Origin of the sequence: Pseudoalteromonas sp. NZS127_1, assembly GCF_015864295.1 — a bacterium.
GTDB classification, from domain to species: domain Bacteria; phylum Pseudomonadota; class Gammaproteobacteria; order Enterobacterales; family Alteromonadaceae; genus Pseudoalteromonas; species Pseudoalteromonas arctica.
Genome location: NZ_JADYXO010000012.1, coordinates 105176 through 125053, shown reverse-complemented (window position 1 = coordinate 125053; position 19878 = coordinate 105176). Strand labels below are relative to the sequence as shown.

At 40.3% G+C, this 19878-nt stretch carries 12 protein-coding genes; 9 read left to right on the top strand and 3 right to left on the bottom strand.

Features of this window, described 5'->3' with window-relative positions; translation table 11 throughout:
* Position 1: 1 nt before the first annotated feature.
* The 5 genes from I6F50_RS12475 (at position 2) to leuD (ending at position 9873) form a co-directional block, all read left to right on the top strand.
* Positions 2 to 4630: an OmpA family protein gene (locus I6F50_RS12475; RefSeq protein WP_197176389.1), complete on the top strand. Its 4629-nt coding sequence runs from the start codon at positions 2 to 4 to the stop codon at positions 4628 to 4630.
* A 556-nt stretch (positions 4631 to 5186) separates the two neighbouring features.
* Positions 5187 to 6740 carry a 2-isopropylmalate synthase gene (gene leuA / locus I6F50_RS12470; RefSeq protein ID WP_008171909.1) on the top strand — a complete coding sequence of 518 codons (1554 nt, stop codon included), beginning with the start codon at positions 5187 to 5189 and terminating at the stop codon, positions 6738 to 6740.
* Positions 6737 to 7813: a 3-isopropylmalate dehydrogenase gene (leuB, locus tag I6F50_RS12465; protein ID WP_007582207.1), complete on the top strand. Its 1077-nt coding sequence runs from the start codon at positions 6737 to 6739 to the stop codon at positions 7811 to 7813. Before leuA ends, leuB begins: the two co-directional genes overlap by 4 nt.
* 60 nt (positions 7814 to 7873) lie before the next feature.
* Positions 7874 to 9274 (top strand): 3-isopropylmalate dehydratase large subunit, encoded by a 1401-nt coding sequence (gene leuC / locus I6F50_RS12460; protein WP_197141313.1) that lies wholly within the window; start codon positions 7874 to 7876, stop codon positions 9272 to 9274.
* Positions 9274 to 9873 carry a 3-isopropylmalate dehydratase small subunit gene (gene leuD / locus I6F50_RS12455; protein ID WP_197141312.1) on the top strand — a complete coding sequence of 200 codons (600 nt, stop codon included), beginning with the start codon at positions 9274 to 9276 and terminating at the stop codon, positions 9871 to 9873. Before leuC ends, leuD begins: the two co-directional genes overlap by 1 nt.
* Before the next feature lie 91 nt (positions 9874 to 9964).
* On the opposite strand, the gene I6F50_RS12450 is transcribed toward leuD, so the two are convergent.
* Together I6F50_RS12450 and I6F50_RS12445 are read right to left on the bottom strand one after the other, a co-directional pair.
* On the bottom strand, positions 9965 to 11464 hold the full coding sequence (locus I6F50_RS12450) for a DUF3360 family protein (RefSeq protein WP_197141310.1): 1500 nt from the start codon (positions 11462 to 11464) through the stop codon (positions 9965 to 9967).
* Between the two features lie 1105 nt (positions 11465 to 12569).
* Positions 12570 to 14195 (bottom strand): endonuclease, encoded by a 1626-nt coding sequence (locus I6F50_RS12445; RefSeq protein WP_197141308.1) that lies wholly within the window; start codon positions 14193 to 14195, stop codon positions 12570 to 12572.
* Positions 14196 to 14498: 303 nt separating this feature from the next.
* Between I6F50_RS12445 and I6F50_RS12440 the strand changes: the two genes are divergently transcribed.
* The 4 genes from I6F50_RS12440 to I6F50_RS12425 all read left to right on the top strand — a co-directional run bounded on the left by I6F50_RS12440 (position 14499) and on the right by I6F50_RS12425 (position 19547).
* Complete coding sequence (locus I6F50_RS12440) at positions 14499 to 16313, top strand: assimilatory sulfite reductase (NADPH) flavoprotein subunit (RefSeq protein ID WP_197141306.1); 1815 nt, start codon at positions 14499 to 14501, stop codon at positions 16311 to 16313.
* A gap of 61 nt (positions 16314 to 16374) precedes the next feature.
* Positions 16375 to 18072, top strand: a complete 1698-nt coding sequence (gene cysI / locus I6F50_RS12435; protein WP_165735714.1) for an assimilatory sulfite reductase (NADPH) hemoprotein subunit — start codon at positions 16375 to 16377, stop codon at positions 18070 to 18072.
* Between the two features lie 43 nt (positions 18073 to 18115).
* Entirely contained in the window at positions 18116 to 18856 is a 741-nt protein-coding gene (locus tag I6F50_RS12430; protein WP_007582191.1) for a phosphoadenylyl-sulfate reductase, read from the top strand.
* A gap of 142 nt (positions 18857 to 18998) precedes the next feature.
* Positions 18999 to 19547: a DUF4124 domain-containing protein gene (locus tag I6F50_RS12425; protein WP_008166491.1), complete on the top strand. Its 549-nt coding sequence runs from the start codon at positions 18999 to 19001 to the stop codon at positions 19545 to 19547.
* Here the strand turns inward: I6F50_RS12425 and I6F50_RS12420 are convergent, their stop codons facing one another.
* Complete coding sequence (locus I6F50_RS12420; RefSeq protein ID WP_165728338.1) at positions 19548 to 19802, bottom strand: hypothetical protein; 255 nt, start codon at positions 19800 to 19802, stop codon at positions 19548 to 19550.
* Between the last annotated feature and the right edge of the window lie 76 nt (positions 19803 to 19878).

The following is a 19878-nucleotide window of genomic DNA, read 5'->3' as shown; positions in this document are numbered from 1 at the left end:
AATGCATGAAATGAGCAAAGGATCTGCAAGCCCATTGGTTTATTTACTAACTGGTTATGTTGAAAACAACAAACCGGTGGGTAAGTTAACCCCGGTAGCAAATCGAATCGTGGTGGCTGAGCAGCCAAAGCTAGCCACATATGATGCAAAAAAGCCTATTGTATTAAAAACAAATAAGGCCGGTATTTTATCCACGATAAACAGTGGTTCATTAGATGTCCGGCAGCCATTTCATTCATACACTGCCATTAATGAACGACCTATTATTATTCCGCCAATGGAGTCTATTGGGCTTATTGCCAATAATAACCCTAATGGATGGGCTCAAGAGTTTGTTGATAATTTAAAAAATTACAGTAGCTCAAATACGCCGTTATTAGAGTTACAAACAGTCCCTGTTACAAATTTAAAACAGCCTGCAGAAAATAGCGAAGACGACACGTACAATAAGTGGTACGCAAAAGAAATTACTCAAAAAAATGTTAAAAGTATTCAAGCGTATGTGTTGGCTAAAACACGGGCAATAGTCTTAAGCATTAACCCAAATATACCTCTCTATTCTCCAGATGAAAATATTGTTTTGTCACCACCAGTGGGGGAGGACATATTTGCTACTTTCGATCCTGAAACAAAGTTAGCTGTTATATCAGGTACTGACAAGAAGTTACCTAAAGGGTTGTACCGCACTAAAGTAAGGTTAAATACAGAGTTATTTGAAGAGCAGACTAAGCGCTGGTGCAATAAATCTATTCAATTTGATGGTACTTATTATTACTATGAATTAGCCGAAATGGTGCGTTTTGATATAAAAAATGAAGCGGGTGAGTTTGATGTAATTAACTGCGACCCGCTTTCGGTTGAAGAGGCAATAATAAAACAATTTCCTCGCTTTTATAGCCACTTAATAAGTTATGCAAAAGATTTAAAAACCGAGCATGCCACGTATGATCCTAAAAATATTAGTGTTAAAGATGAAAACGGTAAAGAAATTGGTCGCGCCAAAGTTAGTGATGAACCTATAAAAATAGCCAGTGGCTTTGAGAGTTTTTGCCATGGCTGGTCTGTAGCAAAAGGTCGCGCACAATTAGCCGCAGGATTAATAAATACCGATATAACCGCTAGCGCCAGTAACGGTAATTTTACCACTAATGGTAAGTTTGTTTTAGGGAGTAAAATTGCTAAAGCAATACATACTCATTTAAATGAAACAGAAGATAAAACCATTCAAGCAACGCTAGATGCCGTGTTTGCTATGCAAGATGGGCAGGATGCTTGGAAAAAACTACGTGAAGCTCGCGCAGCTTTAACAACTGATAACTGGAAAGATGCACTCGCAAAAAACCTTTGGCGCTTACCTACTTCTACACCAGAACAAATGGCACAGTATAATAGCAGTATAGCTGGACGTATTGGCATTCCTAAATCGGCAATGGATGCAACAGGCAATGCGCTCAATATAGCTGACTTAGCTACTAACATTGCTGCTCTTGGGCAAACGACAGTACAACAAATTGGTACAAACATCCCTAATCTAGCGCAAGCTAAACAGCATTATAAAACCGTTGCCCAGGATTACTTTGAGCATTTAAGTGCTAAAGAAATTGTAAAAGATGTAGTAATTGAAGGGACGTTTTCGCTTAATAGCGAGCAAGTAACCGATGATTACCGCAATACCATTTTGCAGCAAAGCGAGGCTGTTATAAAAGCGCTTAAGCAAAATGAGAGCCTTAAAGTGACCGTGGCAGGCCACACCTGCGATATAGGTAATTACGATTATAATATAGCATTATCTGAGCGACGAGCAGAGGCTGTTAAGCACATTTTAGTGACCCAAGCAGGCATTGATGAGGCGCGTATTGAAGTACTAGGGCTGGGTTATGCTCAACCACTTATAAATAATAAAGATGAGGCAAGCCGAGCACAAAACCGCCGTGTACACATTGCCGCATATGCTATTAGCCAAATAAATGTTTGCCCATCTCGTGAAGGTATGGACAGTTTAGAGCGTTTTCGTAATTTAACCGTAGCCAATGATATAAAAGTAGATGAAACAGGCGACGCTATGGCGTGGCAAATGATTAACATTGCTTTGGGTGTTATGGCATTTATTCCGGCAACAGCTCCCATTGCTGCGGCAGTAGCTGTTATAAAAGCGGGCGGCGCTATCGCCACGTCAGCTGCGAATTTAATGGATGAAGTACTCCTCGATAACGCCTGTAAACATTATTATGCAGAAATTCAGCGAGATAAACGCCTAGGCCAAGAGTGTGCAGCTAATCAAGGTATGATGCATGAGCTATTAAGTGAATATAATAAAGACGGAAAAGCGCAGCAAAGCACACAATGGGCTGCCCAGTTTAGACTACGTTCAGAGGCAATATCGGGCCTTATGGGATTACTACTAAGGGCTCAGCGTGAAGGTGATAAAAGCCAGTATTATTCAAACTTAGAGCGCTATAAAGTAAAAGAATACATAGAAAACTTTTTATTAGGTGATAGCTGGGCACTGCCTAATTTACCTGGTGCATCAATTAGGATGGATACCTTTTGGGTGTTTTTAATTGATAGCATTACCAATCAAAAGCAAAAAAAAAGCGGTGATAAAAAAGCACTTTACGGCTTTAGTGACAACTACAGCTTGCTAGATAAAGCGGCACGTAAAGCCGTAGTTACAGATCCTGAAAACACGCTTTATTTGCAATCGCAATTTAATCCGTATGGCTTTTATATGATGACGGTGCCAACTCTCGCGCGTGAGCATAATTATATTACGGCTGAATTTCAAAATTACTTCCCCATTCACACATTTTCTACGCAAGAAAAAGAAGGCAGTAAATACCTCGAAAGCTTTGCAAACACCTTTGAGCCGGTATTTTCTGAATATGGTGAGGCAAGTTATCATCACAGTGCCATATATTATCAAGACCAAGCCTCCAAGGAGTGGTTGCCTATTGTATCGAATAAAACAAGGCGACTATCCCCTTTTACACCCATTCGTGTGTTGGTTGTGTTTAACGACACGATGACCGGTATTGCACCTATTACGTTTAAAGTAACGCGCTGTGATGGCGTAAATAACGAACTTGCTTATAAAGAGCTCGTAAGGCCGCTTGTTGAGTCTGAGCTATTAGAGAGCGAAAAGCACTTTGCAGGAAAGTTTGGTTGTGTATTTACACCATTTTTTCAGTTAGGGCCAAAAACGTATTTAGGTACTAAGCCTATGGTGCACGACAATAATTTTTTACCATTTATGTACGATACCGCTTATGAGTATTACCAATGTAATAACTTTGTAGACATGCGTTATTACATTAGTGCACAAGTAGGTAGTAGCAGTAAGGTTGTATTGCCATTAATGGGGGAGCGTAAAGACAATAGCGATGAAATGATGTTTGATTCAGGTTATTTAAATCTAATCAATGGCTTAGGTGTAAAAAACAAATATATAGCTACTGATTATCATGTGGATTTAAACACAGATCGCGATGGTGGTAATGAAGAGTCATTACTAATAAAAGATTTTTTAACGAGTAAAAGTTCTAGTTTTGTTCGTCCTGAGCTGTTTGCAGGAAATAAAAGCATTCGAATTTTGGTGCGCTTTGGTGGTGAAGGCAAACCTTACTTAATGACGAGCAAGATGGAAAGGCAAGGGACAGCTATACGTTTATTTAGTAGTGAATTTAGCGTAGCACAAAATTTAGGCTTTAAAGTACGTCAGCATGGTGATGACATCATTTTTGATGAATTTGACTGGAGTACCCAGGTTGACCTAATGGTGATCGCGACCTGCACTGAGTTAGAGTCAGAAAACTATACAAAAAAACTAATTGGTTTAAATTGGCGCAGCGTGCCATGCGAATTAAAACTTCAGCAAACAATAGGCATTAATGATGAGGGGCCTACTTACAAGTCAAAACTTTATTATTTAGGCAAAGCGACCCGTAATGCAAGTAAAGGTTATAACCAAGTGTTAAATAGATGGGAAGATGATAACTATCAATTTAATGATTCAACCGGTGCTAAATTTAGGGAGTACCGAGAATTTGTAGATTTACTCAATAAAGCGGGCTCAAATAACGAAAAAGGCATGCAAGGTAGGGCGCTTCTCAATTGGCAAGATGCTAAAGCATTTGCCGGTGAAGAACAGGTTTTTGTTTTTGCCGCTAATTTCAGCTTAGATTATGAATCGCCAAAGCGAGTTTCTATTAAAGGTTTAAGGCCTTTTGGAGACATATTTACAAGCCAATTTAGTGATATGTTTACTGACAAAGAAGACAGGCAATATACAATGGAGTTGGGTGTTGCTAACTTTAACTCTGCTGGCAATTCTGGTTTTAACTTTAATGATATTGGCTCAATTACAGATAAAACAAGTAATAATGGTTTGCAGCTAAAATTACCGTTACCTAATCCAACAAGGGAATATTTACCTTGGAGTAAAACGCTACCCGAGGCAGATTTAAAAGAGCTCGCCGCTAAATTAAATGGTGAGCAGGCAACTCCATCACAAAAGAATACATATCAGCGACTATTGCAAAAAGGGTTAACGGAAGAAGAGGTGAAGCAGTGGTTTGTTGAAGATGCCAAAAATACTAAAGTTAGGCCTCTGAGTGCTTTTAAAAGTGATTAAAATAAGTTGCTAATTTTATTAGCAAGGCTGATAGCTCGATATTGTTGTAAATTGCTTTGTAGCTGACTTATACAACTAATTTTTGGCTAAAAGTAAATAAAGCTCATTAAGATGGGCTTTTTAATTATTAAACATGGGATTACTTTATAAGCCCAGATAAAAATAATAAAACTTATCTAATCGGGGATCACTTTAAAGCCGATTTGATTATGGTGACAAGAAGCGTGTTTGGTATTTTTAATCTTGTTATTTGAGGTTTATTGGTTTTTATTTTCTTTATGGTTGTGTTTTAAAGGTGTTTTGTGGAATTTTTATGCTTGCTTCCGTCGCTTTGTAATGTTAAAAATAGGCTTCACTGAACACACACACAAGAAAACAAGATGCATATTATTCGTTTAATTACACTAAAACTTAACCTCTTACTGCTATGGCAAGTAAGCGGGGATTAGTGTGTTTGCATCGAGTTGAACACTAAAAACCCCGCAATTGCGGGGTTTTTTTTATCTCGCGGCTGGGATTAATTGAAATTTGGGTAACATAGGAATGAGGGGCAGTTATGCAAGAGCAAGATAAAGTATGGATTTTTGATACCACCTTACGTGATGGCGAACAGGCACTTAAAGCAAGCCTTACTGAAGATGATAAAATTCAATTAGCACATACAATTAGCCGCTTGAATGTGGATGTGATGGAAGTGGGTTTTCCGGTTTCGAGCCCTGCTGATTTTCGCTCGGTGCAACGTATTGCAACCGAAGTAAAAGGCCCGATTATTTGTGGTTTAGCGCGCTCAGTTGCTAAAGACATTGAAGCCTGTGGCGAAGCACTTCGCACAGCACAACAAAGCCGTATTCATACTTTTATTGCAACTAGCCCTTTGCACCTTGAACATAAATTACGTATGAGCTTAGACGATGCAACAGCAATGGCTGTTAAATCAATTAAATTGGCACGTAACTATACTGATGATGTTGAGTTTTCGTGTGAAGATGCCGGTCGTACGCCGCATTGGGATTTATGTAAAATTGTTGAGCAGGCAATTAATGCCGGCGCTTCAACTATTAACTTGCCAGACACCGTTGGTTTTGTAACGCCAGACGAATACGCCGCTATGATCCGCCATTTAATGAATAACGTGCCAAATATTGATAAAGCGCGTTTAAGTGTGCATTGTCATAACGATTTAGGCTTGGCCGTAGCAAACTCAGTGGCGGCAGTGCAAGCAGGCGCACGCCAAATTGAGTGCACTATTAATGGCATTGGTGAGCGTGCTGGTAACTGCTCGCTTGAAGAAGTGGCGATGATCATGAAAATGCGCCACGACCACTTAAAAGTATACACAGATATTAAAAGTGAAGAAATTTATCGCGCCTCTCGTCAAGTGGCTAAAATTTGTAATATGCCAGTACAACCAAATAAAGCGATTGTTGGCGAAAACGCCTTTGCACACAGCTCAGGCATTCACCAAGACGGTGTATTAAAAGCGCAAAATACTTATGAGATTATGTCGCCAGAAAGCGTTGGTGTGCCAAGTAACCAATTAAATATGACTTCGCGTTCGGGTCGCCATGTTATTGAGCATCGCCTAGAAGAATTAGGCTATCAAAAATCTGATTACGATATGGATGGCTTATATAAAAGCTTTATCGAGTTGGCTGACCAAAAAGGCACAGTATACGATTACGACCTTGAGGCGATGATTTACTTTAATCAAATTAACGACAAAGACGAAAAATACCAATTAGAATTTGTTAACTCAGCCTCTAACTCGCAATCGGTAGCAAGCTCTACCATTGGAATGCGCATTGATGGCGAAGCTAAACAAGAAGCCGCGACAGGTAATGGCCCAGTTGAAGCTTCGTTTGCAGCTATTGAGCGCTTAACCGGTATGAGCGTTGAAATGATTGAATATAACTTAGAAGCGACAGGCCAAGGTGCAAGCTCATTAGGCCAAGTAAATATTATAGCTAAATACGATGGCCGACCTTACCACGGTGCGGGCATTGCAGCGGATGTGGTTGAAGCGTCGGTACGCGCCATGATCCGTGTTTATAACTTAATTTATCGTGCACAAAAAGTGTCTGATTTAAAACAACAAAGGAAAGCAGGATGAGTAAAACAAACTACAGCGTTGCGGTATTAGCTGGCGACGGTATTGGTCCAGAAGTAATGGCAGCAGCAGAGCAAGTACTTGATGCTGTGAGCAATAAGTTTGGTTTTACCCTAAACCGCGAGCATTATGCAATTGGCGGCGCAGCCATTGACGAATTTGGTAAAGCATTACCAGAGAGTACACTTACTGCGTGTGAAAACTCAGACGCTATTTTATTTGGTTCGGTAGGCGGTCCTAAATGGGAAAACTTACCACCAAACGAGCAGCCTGAGCGCGCATCGTTATTGCCGCTTCGTAAGCACTTTGGTTTGTTTTGTAATTTACGCCCTGCACAGTTATTACCTGCATTAAGTGCAGCGTCGCCACTTCGCGCTGATATCAGCGAAAAAGGTTTTGATATTCTATGTGTGCGCGAGCTAACCGGTGGCATTTACTTTGGTGAAAAAGGCCGCAGTGGTGAAGGCGCAGAAGAGTTTGCATTTGATACGCAAACATACTCACGAAAAGAAATTGAACGTATTGCACGCTTTGCTTTTGAAGCTGCAAAACTACGTAGTAACCATGTTACCTCGGTTGATAAAGCAAACGTACTTGCATCAAGCGTATTATGGCGCGAAGTAGTAACCGAAGTAAGCAAAGACTACCCAGAAGTAAGCTTAGATTACATTTACGTAGATAACGCCGCTATGCAGTTAGTTAAGCAGCCTAGCCAATTTGATGTATTACTTTGCGATAACTTATTTGGCGATATTTTGTCAGATGAGTGCGCCATGATCACAGGCTCAATGGGCTTATTACCATCGGCAAGCTTGAATCAATCGGGTTTTGGATTGTACGAGCCAGCAGGCGGTTCAGCACCAGATATTGCAGGTAAAGGCGTTGCAAACCCAATAGCACAAATTTTAAGTGCCGCATTAATGCTACGTTACTCGCTAGGGCAAGACGAAGCTGCACGCACCATTGAAAAAGCAGTAGCAGAAGCCGTAGAAGCAGGCGTTGGCACACCAGATATATATCCAAATGCAGGTTACAGCACAAGCGATGTGGCAGCAGCCATCGTTTCACGCATTTAATAACATATTAAAGTTGCAGCACCGTTATGCTGCAACTCAAACAGATTAGGGAATTAGCAAGTGGCCCAAACGTTATACGAAAAAATTTGGCAATCACATACCGTTGCCAGCATAAACGAGCAAACCGACTTACTTTATATTGACCGCCATTTAGTGCATGAAGTTACTTCTCCGCAGGCCTTTGCAGGTCTACGTGAAAAAAACCGTACTGTACGTTGCCCAGAAAAAACCTTTGCAACGATGGATCACAACGTATCGACTAAAAGCCGCTCGCTCGATGCGGCAAGCGAAGTATCTAAAAACCAATTAATGGCGCTTGATAAAAACTGTAAAGAGTTTGGTATTGTGCTTTACGATTTAAACTCAATTAATCAAGGTATTGTGCACGTAATGGGCCCAGAGCAAGGTATTACTTTGCCTGGCACAACCATTGTATGTGGCGATAGCCATACCTCTACGCATGGTGCGTTTGGCGCATTAGCGCATGGTATTGGTACGTCTGAGGTTGAGCACGTATTAGCAACGCAAACGCTACAGCAAAAAAAGGCGAAATCGTTAAAAATTCAAATTAACGGTGTATTGCGTCCAACGGTTACGGCTAAAGATTTAATTATGGCGGTAATTGGCAAGTTAGGTACCGCTGGTGGCACAGGTTATGTAGCAGAGTTTTGTGGTGAAGGCATTGAAGCGCTTTCAATGGAAGCCCGTATGACGCTATGTAATATGAGCATAGAAATGGGTGCAAAAGCGGGTTTAATTGCATCTGACCAAATTACTTATGATTACTTAAAAGGTCGTCCGTTTGCACCAAAAGGCGCAGATTTTGATGCAGCCGTTAAATATTGGGAAACATTAAAAACGGATGAAGGCGCACACTTTGATTTAGTTGTTGAGCTAAATGCCGACGACATTCAGCCACAAATTACCTGGGGCACAAGCCCAGAGCAAGTAATTGGTGTTGATGAGTGCATACCCGATCCAGACCAAGAACCAGATTTAATTAAAGCCGATGCTATTCGCAGCGCACTTAAATACATGGACTTAAAAGCGGGCGATAAATTATCAAGCGCAAAAGTAGACACGGTATTTATTGGCTCATGTACAAATAGCCGCATTGAAGATTTACGCGCAGCTGCAAAAATTGTTGAAGGCAAACATGTGGTAGCCGGCATTGAAGCGTTAATTGTACCGGGCTCTGGCTTAGTTAAAAAACAAGCCGAAGACGAAGGCTTAGCTGATATTTTTAAAGCCGCTGGCTTTGAATGGCGCGAACCGGGTTGTTCTATGTGTTTAGCGATGAACGATGACCGCCTAGGAGCAGGCAAGCGTTGTGCATCTACTTCCAACCGTAACTTTGAAGGTCGCCAAGGTCGTGGTGGGCGTACCCATTTAGTTAGCCCCGCAATGGCTGCAGCCGCTGCAATACATGGTCACTTTGTTGATATTAGAGGAGAAGCCTAATGAGCGTATTTTTTAGTGGCTTAATGGCCCCACTTGATAAAAACAATGTAGATACTGACCAAATTATTCCTAAGCAGTTTTTAACATCAACTAGCCGCGAAGGTTTTGATGCAGCATTGTTTTATGATTGGCGTTACCTAGATAACGACGAGCCAAACCCTGACTTTATTTTAAATCGCCCGTGTTACCAAGGCGCGCAAATATTATTAACGCGCGATAACTTTGGCTGTGGCTCATCTCGTGAGCATGCACCATGGGCACTTAAGCAATACGGTTTTGAAGTGATTTTAGCTGAAAGCTTTGCAGATATTTTCTTTAATAACTGTGGTAACAACCAAATGTTAGCCATAGCGTTACCTGCCGATACGCTTGAGCAGTTGTTTGTACTTAGCGAACAGCATGACGATATAAACATTGAAATCGATCTTGAAAATCAAACACTAACAAGCAGTAAATTTGCGCCAATTAACTTTGATATTAGTAAAGAAGTAAAAGAGCGCTTATTAAGTGGCTTAGATTTTATCGGTGTAACCGAAACGCTAAACCCACAAATTGATGCGTTTGAAAAACAACTAGCGACTGAGCGTTCTTGGCAGTAATTTCTTAACCTGTAATTAAGAATCACGTATTAAAAAGCACGGCAATTGCCGTGCTTTTTTATGGGTAAATATTAGATGTGGTAGCTAAAGGTTAATGCCTAAAGTCAGCCATTAACGCCGGTATGCCAGGTAACATGCCTACAATTGCCATTACGGTGGTAAGTAACACAAACATAATAAGTGGAATCACCCAGCGGCTCATTTTAGTTAATTCTGCGCTGCGCTCTTTACAACCAATTAGCCCTAAGTTATCAAGTAACATAGTAAGCGACCAACCAAAAGCCGGATTAACCAAGGTTGAAGCAAATACCACAATAGCGGCTGATTGCGTTGTTTTACCTTCGCGTGTCATTTCCATGCCAGCCTCAAGTAGCGGGATAAACACGCCCACAATAAGCGCAACACAAAGCACAGGCTGCCAAATTGCTAAATCCATAGGGTAACCCCATAAACCAGCAATAATACAAAATAATGCAGTTAAAATAGCGCCAGCAGGAATAGGGCGCTTAGCAATAGCGGCAGGCACAATATAAGTACCCCAAGACGAGGCAAAGTTAGCACCACCGGCAAGTGAGCCAAACGTTTGTCTAACCGATGCACTTAGCATGGTGTCGTCGATATTCATTTGCACTTTTTCGGTGCGTTGTGGATAGCTTATTTTTTGAAATACTTGATGGCCTAAAAAATCAGGTGACCACATAGCAACGGCGAGCACTGCAAATGGGAGTACAACAACAAAGCTTTCAAGCGTTGGTAGGCCAAGCATCCAACCTGTGTTTTCGCCCCACCAGTATGCTGGGTTCATATTTGGTAAACCCGGTGCAGTATGAAACTCAAACGGTGCACCTAAAGCAAAGGCAACCACACCACCAATAAGGCAGCTCAATGGCACCGCTAACCAGCGCTTTTTAAAGTGCTCTAAAAGTGCATACAATAAAATGGTGGCTAAAATAACAATAAATGCAATGTGTGCCATATCAATGGCTTCAGCCCAAGCAAACAGCTTTTTAACTTGCGAAATAGTGCCAATAAAGCCCAAATAAATAAGTAGTCCGCCACACACTCCTTTACTGGTTAGGCGCGCGAGCATACTTCCTCCCTTGGTTATGGCTAAAATAAAACCAAAGGCACCAATGAGTAAGCCAAACGCCATAGGATGGCCGCCAGCTGCAACTACAATAGGAATTAATGGAATAAGTGGGCCGTGAGTGCCGGCTAAGTTGGCTGTTGGTAAAATAAAGCCTGAAAACAAAATGATAAAAATAGAAACAATGAGTAATTCGTAACGCACATTTTCTAAAACAAACGCATCGCCTAAACCAAGAGGTGCCGCGAAAGTTGCTGCAATAGCACCCACCATAACCACTTTACCAATAGTACCGGCCATTGCTGGAATGGTGTCTTCAAATTCAAATCGGTAATCTCTAAACGGTAAATTAGGGCGCCAACGTTTAGGCTGCATAATTTGTAATTCATGTTCGAGATACTCGTCGCGAGTATTAAACTCTGAGCTCGGTTTATGAAGCTGCTCGTAGCTTTGAGCATCCTTGTGCGTGTTTGATGGTACATCACCGGGCGGTGTAGTTTGCATGCGTTCTCCTGCAACATTGTTGCTTAGTCAAATAAATACGGCTTTTGTTAAAGCAAATGAATATTGAACATGCAGGGTAAATCAGCTTTTAGGCTGGGATGTATAGGCAAAAGGTCGTGCATGGTTGTTTTTAATACAGTTAATTTAAAAAACTGCTTTACGTTAAAAATTATAAAACTATACAAAATAATTTAAAGTTACTATAAATCAATGGCTTGTTTTTTATTTTAAGGAGTTTGATCACTGTTTATAGCGGGGAATAGTGTTAATGCAAGGTTATTATCCTTTAGTCTTAGTGGTTGTAAAAGCAGCTTTTATAGGATTGGTTCAGGTTGAGTGATATATAGCTCTATGGGATAAAGTTTTGATCCGGTAGATATAAAATTTATTCCACGATAAAGTGCGCCTCTATAGCTGGTACATTAAATTTAATTCAAGCAATTGATTTTAATATCAATTTAAAGTTGACAGTTTGCATGTTTGTGTGTTATTTGCAACGAGTGAGTTTAATCTATATAATAGTAACTATAAACAGATAGTTTTATCTTAATCAATAGATTCCATATAACTTTATTAACAAAGGAGGTGCATACTAAAAGTAACGCAGATAAACCCATTCGATTTTGAGCTAACCACCTACAAGCACAGCTACCTTCAAACTAAAATAAATAATACACATTAAGTTTAACCTTAATGTGGGTTTAGTTGTGCTTATAACAAAATAAGGAACCAGATAATGGAAAACAACAAGAATAATACTTATATTGACTGCACTATCATCACAATTAATACCCAGCAGAGTAAGCAAAAAACTAAACAAGAGAATTCTCATTGGAGCCTAAGTATTAATAATCTACTGAAATTTTTATTAGCTTTATGTTGTTTCTTTACAAAGCTAATATTTAGTTCATGGTTCGGTACTAGCATTTACCCAAGTATAGCTAAGTTATTAGTATGTAACTTTGTAGACAGTTATTTGTCAATTATTAAGTATTTACTCTTCCTTTTTATATAGTGGGTAGGCTATTAATTAGGAGTATATAGCTTGTTTTTGCAAAACTAGTTAAGGCCTCAATAAATACTGAGGCCTGTATTTATCAATTTTTTACCAAATCATTTCTACAAATTCAGGGTGGTCGATATACGGATTACGATTACCTTGAAACTCAAATGCGGCTTGGTTACGGTCTAATTCCATTTGACTCACAGGGTCACTGTTATGCCAGTTAAGCAGCATTGCTACAACCCAGCTTTCAAATACTTTATTGCTTGAGCCATTAAGTACCGCATTACTTGAAGTTGTTTTAGTTTGCCAAGAACCAATTATATTTTCGTAGCGCGTTGCCATGTAAAAATAAGCGCGAGCAAAGTCACCTTTAAATTCGTCAATTGGCTCAAATACAGTACCTGAGTAATTTAATGAACTTGCGGCAGAACCTAATTTACTTCCGTTAGTTGATGTAAATGAAGCGCTTGCTACTTCACCAAATGGGAAGTTACTACGTTTTGAGTTTACATAACCGTCGGTTGCGTAAATATGATGCACATCTGAGTTCATTGGCTCAATAGTGCCGCCAAACCAGCTTTTAGGGAATGAATGCTCACGGTTGTAACAGCCGCCTTCTCCACTATAGTTACCACATTGATCGCTCACAGCAGCATAATTGTAGCTATCTGAGCCGTTTGGTTTTTCGCTATACATATCTAAAATGCTGTTATCGTTTTCAAAGTATGTATCACGTGCTGATGAGTCGTAAAAATTCCAAATAGCCGAGTAACCCTGTGCATTATGATCTTTAATAATATTATAAAGCTCAGTTTTTAGTGCATAACCCGATAACCCTTGAGCAGTAACATAGTAGCCAGTGGGTGTTGGGTTGGTCCCGCCGCCATCACCAGAGCCACTACCTAAAGTAAATGCTGTGCTGTCTGTATTATTAAAACTTGCACCGCTAGCAAATGTGGTAGAGCCTTGCTTAAGTGCATAACTGCCATTACCTGTTGAACAACACATGCCATCGCCGTAGCTGTCGTTAATAACAAGTGTGTAAGTTCCATCAGTTAGGCATATTTGCTCATCATACTGAGTGTTTGATGCGTAACCACTGCCGTTAGCAACAGCACTACCTTGATTGTTATTAACGGCCCAGCTAGTTTCGCTACCGTAATTATCGGTACTAAGCGTTAAGATGAGGCTATTGTCAGTACAGCTTGTTGATGCGCTGCCATCAGCGTTTGGTAAAAAGTTATCTACGTATACGGTTTCGCTGCCATCAAATCCACTTACATCGTAAAACCTAAGGCCAACACTAATTGTTTTATTACTGCTTGCTGTATAGCTATGGCTAACTGTTTGCCATTGGTTAGTTTGTGCTTGATTTGAATAGCCTTGATAACCATCTACATACAAGCGAGCTTTAATTTTACCTTCGGTGTGGTAAACATCAGCCGAAAAGTTATAGGTTTTACCTGCTTTTACAGCAACTTGTTGTAGTAAATCAGTGTTACTTTGCGATCCTGTTGTTACATTGACAGCAGCAGAGCTACTACCACTTTTAACTGTACTGGTTGAGCGAGATAAAGCAATTCCGCTATCTATCGTAGTCCATGCATCAGGTGTATTACCTGACCATTGTTCAAATCCGCCATTAGCTACATTGGCCATTACAGGTAATGAGCCAAGTAACAATGCGGTACTAAGTAGTTTATTTTTATATTTCCCGTGTAACATAGTTGTTCCTATTTTTATTTTGAATGAGGAATATACCCTACATTAGTTAGGTTACAAAATTGTTAATTTAAAGCACTGTAAAAGGCAATAATCGCCCTTTAATCTGTTTTTGAAGGTGTTTTTATAAATTAATAACTAAATGGAATATCAAAGCAGATTCTATTCTTTTTTTATCTATGCAGAGCCCGTTATCCTACATACTTAGAAAACCTCAACAGATACGCTCTGGATGAGGTAAAACTCATTTTTAACAATACACAAAGTGTGTTGTGTTTAATTTTCAGGGTTATGGGGAATCGATTCATGTTGTTAGGTCAACTAAATGCTGCGGCAAGCCCGCTATCGCAAGATCAAGTACAAAAGCTGCAAGGTTTAGTGGCTGAACTTAATCCAATTCAACAAGCGTGGGTGAGTGGTTACTTAGCTGCAAATGCTAATTCGGCTGCGTTAGGTGCACCTACGGCAGGCGTACCGGCTGCGGGTGATGCAGCAGCGCTAACTATTTTATATGGTTCGCAAACAGGTAACGCAAAAGGTGTAGCTACCAAAATGAAAGAGCAGGCTGAGTCGCGAGGCTTAGCAGTTAAGCTTGTTAGCATGTCAGATTACAAACCAACAGCCCTGAAAAAAGAAAAGTTTTTAACTATCGTTGTATCTACTTACGGCGAAGGTGAGCCACCTGAAGACGCAGAAACACTTCACGAATTTTTAGCCACTAAAAAAGCGCCAAAACTAGACGATGTAAAAATAGCGGTTATTGGCTTAGGTGATTCTAGCTATGAGTTTTTCTGCCAAACAGCAAAAGATTTTGAAGAGCGTTTAAATAAACTCGGTGCGCAAACCATATATCAACGTGCTGATTTAGATGTAGATTACGAAGATGAAGCTGCAACATGGATTGCCGGTGCAGTTGATGCATTCGAACCTGATTTAAAAGCGCAGCAAGAAGCCGCTGGTGGTCAAGTTGTATCAATGCCATTTGGCGCACCAACGACCGCTTCAAGCCAATACACAAAGCAAAATCCATTTGAAGCAGAGCTATTAACAGTTCAAAAAATTACCGGTCGCGACTCAACTAAAGATGTACGCCACGTTGAAATTTCGCTTGAAGGTTCAGACATTACTTACACACCTGGTGATTCATTAGGTGTGTACTTTTTAAATGATGATGTATTAGTTGATGAAGTACTTACACTTACTCAAATAGATGCAACAAGCATTGTAAAAGTAGGTGATGAAGAGCTAAGCGTACGTGATGCACTTATTGAAAAACTAGAGCTGACTCAGTCATACCCAGGTTTTGTAGAAAAATACGCAATAGCAACTGGTACGCCTGAATTATTAAAGCTTGTAGAAGATAAAGCTGCAATGCGTGCGTATATTGAACCTCGTCAAATATTTGATGTGATTCGCCAAAACCCTGCAAACATTGATGCGCAAACATTAGTAGATTGCCTACGTAAACTACAAGCTCGTTTGTACTCAATTGCATCTAGCCAAGCTGAGGTTGAAGACGAAGTGCATTTAACACTAGGTCTAGTGCAGTTTGATACATTTGATAGCGAGCATTTAGGTGGTTGTACGGGTTACTTAACTCGTCGTGCAGAAGAAGGTTGTAAAGTTAAAGTATTTAGCGAACACAACGACAATTTCCGCCTACCCACTAACGATGATACACCTGTGATTATGGTTGGTCCTGGTACGGGTATTGCGCCGTTCCGTGCATTTTTACAAGAACGTGATTCGCGTGAAGCGCAAGGCAAAAACTGGTTGTTTTTTGGTAACCCACATTTCACTCAAGACTTTTTATACCAAGTAGAAATACAGGGTTATTTAAAATCGGGTTTACTTAACAAAGTAGATGTTGCATTTAGCCGTGACCAAGCAGAAAAAGTATATGTGCAAGATAAGTTACGCAGTAACAGTAAAGACGTGTTTGAATGGTTAGAAGCTGGCGCTCACTTTTATATTTGTGGCGATGCAAATCGCATGGCAAAAGATGTACACAACGCCTTGCTTGATATTGTTAAAGAAAACACAGGCAAGAGCAATGAAGACGCAGAGCAATATTTAAAAGATTTGCGTAGCGCAAACCGCTATCAGAAAGACGTGTATTAATCACGTTTCTTATTTTATTTAGCAGCTAGCAGCCGTCACTGTAACAAATTTAGGATTTAAAATGAGCGAACAAGATAAAAACGTAAAACTTTCTGATAACGAACGTTTGAAAAGAGAAAGTAACTTTTTACGTGGCACCATAGAAAAAGATTTAACAGACGAAATTACCGGTGGCTTTACAGCCGATAACTTTCAGCTAATTCGTTTTCATGGCATGTATCAACAAGATGACCGCGATATACGTGGAGAGCGCGCTAAGCAAAAGCTAGAGCCGCTGCATAATGTGATGTTACGTGCACGTATGCCTGGCGGTATTATTAAGCCAGAGCAGTGGTTAGCAATCGACAAGTTTGCAGATGACAAAACAAGCTACGGCAGCATTCGTTTAACAACGCGTCAAACGTTTCAGTTTCATGGAGTGTTAAAGCCTAATATTAAAGGCATGCACCAAATGCTTGATAGCGTAGGTATAGACTCTATTGCTACAGCGGGTGACGTTAACCGTAATGTACTTTGTACCACTAATCCCGTTGAGTCTGAGTTACACCAAGAAGCTTACGACTGGGCTGCAAAAATTTCTGAACATTTATTACCAAAAACGAAAGCGTATGCCGAAATTTGGTTAAATGGCGAAAAAGCAGAAACCACAGAAGAGCCAATTTTAGGATCTAACTACTTACCGCGTAAGTTTAAAACCACGGTGACTATTCCACCTAACAACGAAGTTGATGTGCACGCTAACGATTTAAACTTTGTGGCAATTGCTGATAACGGCAAACTTGTTGGTTTTAACGTATTAGTGGGCGGTGGCCTTGCCATGACGCACGGCGATACAGCAACTTATCCGCGTAAGGCTGATGACTTTGGCTTTATTACGTTAGAAGATACCTTAAAAATTGCAGAGCATGTTGTATCTGTGCAGCGCGATTGGGGTAATCGTTCAAACCGTAAAAATGCAAAAACTAAATACACATTAGACCGTGTAGGCGTTGATGTATTTAAAGCAGAAGTTGAAAAGCGCTCAGGCGTTACGTTTGCACCAAGCCGTCCGTTTGAGTTTACTCATCGTGGCGACCGCATTGGTTGGGTTGAAGGCATTGATGGTAAGCACCACTTAACGCTATTTATTCAAAGTGGTCGTATTTTAGACTACCCAGGCAAGCCGCTTAAAACAGGTTGTCGTAAAATCGCAGAAGTTCACCAAGGTGACATGCGTATGACGGCAAACCAAAACTTAATTATTGCTGGCGTACCTGCAGATCAAAAAGCCGTGATTGAAGAGATTGCACGTAGCCATGGCCTGATTGACGACACAGATTCGCAGCAGCGTAAAAATTCTATGGCGTGTGTTTCACTGCCAACGTGCCCACTTGCAATGGCCGAAGCAGAGCGTTACTTACCAAGCCTAGTAGAAAAAACTGAAGCATTACTTGCTAAGCACGGTATACCCGATGACAGCATTATTATGCGCGTTGTAGGTTGCCCTAACGGCTGTGGCCGCGCAATGCTTGCAGAAGCTGGTTTAGTGGGTAAAGGCCCAGGTAAATACAACGTTTACTTAGGTGGTAATTTAGAAGGTACACGTATTCCTAAATTGTACCTTGAGAACGTAGGCGAAGACGTTTACCTAGACGCATTCGATAAGCTCATTGGCCAATGGGCAAGTGAGCGCAATGACGGTGAGTGTTTTGGTGACTTTGTTATACGCAAAGGCATTGTTGCTGAAGTAAAAGTATCAGTAACCGATTTTCACGCTTAATTAAATACCAGCGCTTTGGCGCTGGTGAGGTTTGGAATTTACCATGAGTGAATTTAAAAACATTTTACAGCTAGATAAACAAAGCCAAACGGCTATGTTAGCTGATGCTAATGGTTTACTAGCGAATATGAGCGCAGAACAGCGTGTTGCATGGGCGCTTGATAACTTGCCTAATACGGCTTTTTTATCATCTAGCTTTGGTATTCAAGCGGCAGTAATGCTGCATTTAATGACCTCACAACGTCCAGATATTCCCGTTGTATTAACCGATACAGGCTATTTGTTTCCTGAAACGTATCAGTTTATTGAGCAAATGAGTGAGCGTTTATCACTTAACTTAAAGGTGTATAGAGCGCCGCTTAGCCCAGCATGGCAAGAGGCTAAATTTGGTAAACTATGGGAGAAAGGCGAAGACGGCATTAAGCAATATAATCAGCTTAATAAAGTAGAGCCGATGACCCGTGCGTTAAAAGAAATAGAAGCGGGCACGTGGTTTAGTGGTTTGCGTCGCGATCAATCATCTACACGTGCTGATAAACAGTTTGTAGAAATTAGCCGTGGTACCGTTAAAGTGTACCCGATTATTGAATGGTCTAACCGCGACGTGTATCAGTATCTTACCAAGCACGATTTACCTTACCACCCATTATGGGAGCAAGGTTATGTGTCTATGGGAGACGTACATACAACACGTAAGTTAGAACCAGGAATGACAGAGGAAGAAACTCGCTTTTTTGGTTTAAACCGAGAATGCGGACTACACATGGATGGTGACGGTATTTAACGCGACTACGGTGTAGTTAAATTGCAAATAAAAACGCAGCTTCGGCTGCGTTTTTATTTTTTATTAGGGTACAAAAAATTGCCTAATTAAGTATTTTTTATTAGACTCAAGGCAATAAAGGATTAATTAAAGCAGGAACGCTATGAAATACTTTACCTACTTAGCTATATCAATCATGGCTATTGCAGTCATTTCTTTGTTTTATCTAAAAAAGCCTGACGGTCAAACATGGCTTTCTGCATCATCAATTAGCAGTGAATCTCAGCAAATTAAAGAAAAAATGGTTGCTCTTTCAAGCAATACTTTGGACCAAGCAGTGCAGGGCGTTAAGCAAGCAGGCGATAAAATTGCGAGCAGTATTTCTGATGAACCAATGCCTGAAAGTACTACCTCAAGCAGCAAAATTTTTAAGTGGCAAGACGAAACAGGCCAATGGCACTTTTCTGATACACCTAACCCGCATGTAAAAAGTATTGAAGTAAAACTCGATCCTAAAGATATTACTGTTATTGCTGCAGAAGACACGTCTATTTTAAATACCTCTCCAAGTACAAATACAATGTCGGCTGCACCAGAGGGGATCAGTATTTTGAACCCAGACTCTGTTAAAAAGCTATTTAATGATGCCGAAAATGTAAAAGACAAACTAGAAAAACGTAATAAAGAAATTAATAATTTAAGTGCACTTTAATTATTTAGAGTGCGTGCTTTTATGGTTTTTTAAATAACGTTTTTCGGCTTCCATCAATAATACGGTTAAATATATTTTAGTGGGAAGCGACAGCAGTACACCTACAGCAATGCATGCCGCGGCTATAATTATTCCTTTAATACCATGATTAACAGTGAAGTAACTCGACACAATTAAAGTGTGGCCAGTCACGATAAGGCACAACCCAAGCACTATTGATGTTTTAAGCAGCCTAATTATAATTGTTTGCGACATAGTTACCTCACTAATAGTCGCTATAGTGTAGGCACGCTTTAAATGCTTAGCATTGATTTAAGACAACAAACAGCAC

Bases quoted from the DNA above. Each gene is read 5' to 3' on its own strand.
- I6F50_RS12475 (WP_197176389.1), top strand. From the start codon at position 2: ATGCATGAAATGAGCAAAGGATCTGCAAGCCCATTGGTTTATTTACTA.
- leuA (WP_008171909.1), top strand. From the start codon at position 5,187: ATGCAAGAGCAAGATAAAGTATGGATTTTTGATACCACCTTACGTGAT.
- leuB (WP_007582207.1), top strand. From the start codon at position 6,737: ATGAGTAAAACAAACTACAGCGTTGCGGTATTAGCTGGCGACGGTATT.
- leuD (WP_197141312.1), top strand. From the start codon at position 9,274: ATGAGCGTATTTTTTAGTGGCTTAATGGCCCCACTTGATAAAAACAAT.
- I6F50_RS12450 (WP_197141310.1), bottom strand. From the start codon at position 11,464: ATGCAAACTACACCGCCCGGTGATGTACCATCAAACACGCACAAGGAT.
- I6F50_RS12445 (WP_197141308.1), bottom strand. From the start codon at position 14,195: ATGTTACACGGGAAATATAAAAATAAACTACTTAGTACCGCATTGTTA.
- I6F50_RS12440 (WP_197141306.1), top strand. From the start codon at position 14,499: ATGTTGTTAGGTCAACTAAATGCTGCGGCAAGCCCGCTATCGCAAGAT.
- cysI (WP_165735714.1), top strand. From the start codon at position 16,375: ATGAGCGAACAAGATAAAAACGTAAAACTTTCTGATAACGAACGTTTG.
- I6F50_RS12430 (WP_007582191.1), top strand. From the start codon at position 18,116: ATGAGTGAATTTAAAAACATTTTACAGCTAGATAAACAAAGCCAAACG.
- I6F50_RS12425 (WP_008166491.1), top strand. From the start codon at position 18,999: ATGAAATACTTTACCTACTTAGCTATATCAATCATGGCTATTGCAGTC.
- I6F50_RS12420 (WP_165728338.1), bottom strand. From the start codon at position 19,802: ATGTCGCAAACAATTATAATTAGGCTGCTTAAAACATCAATAGTGCTT.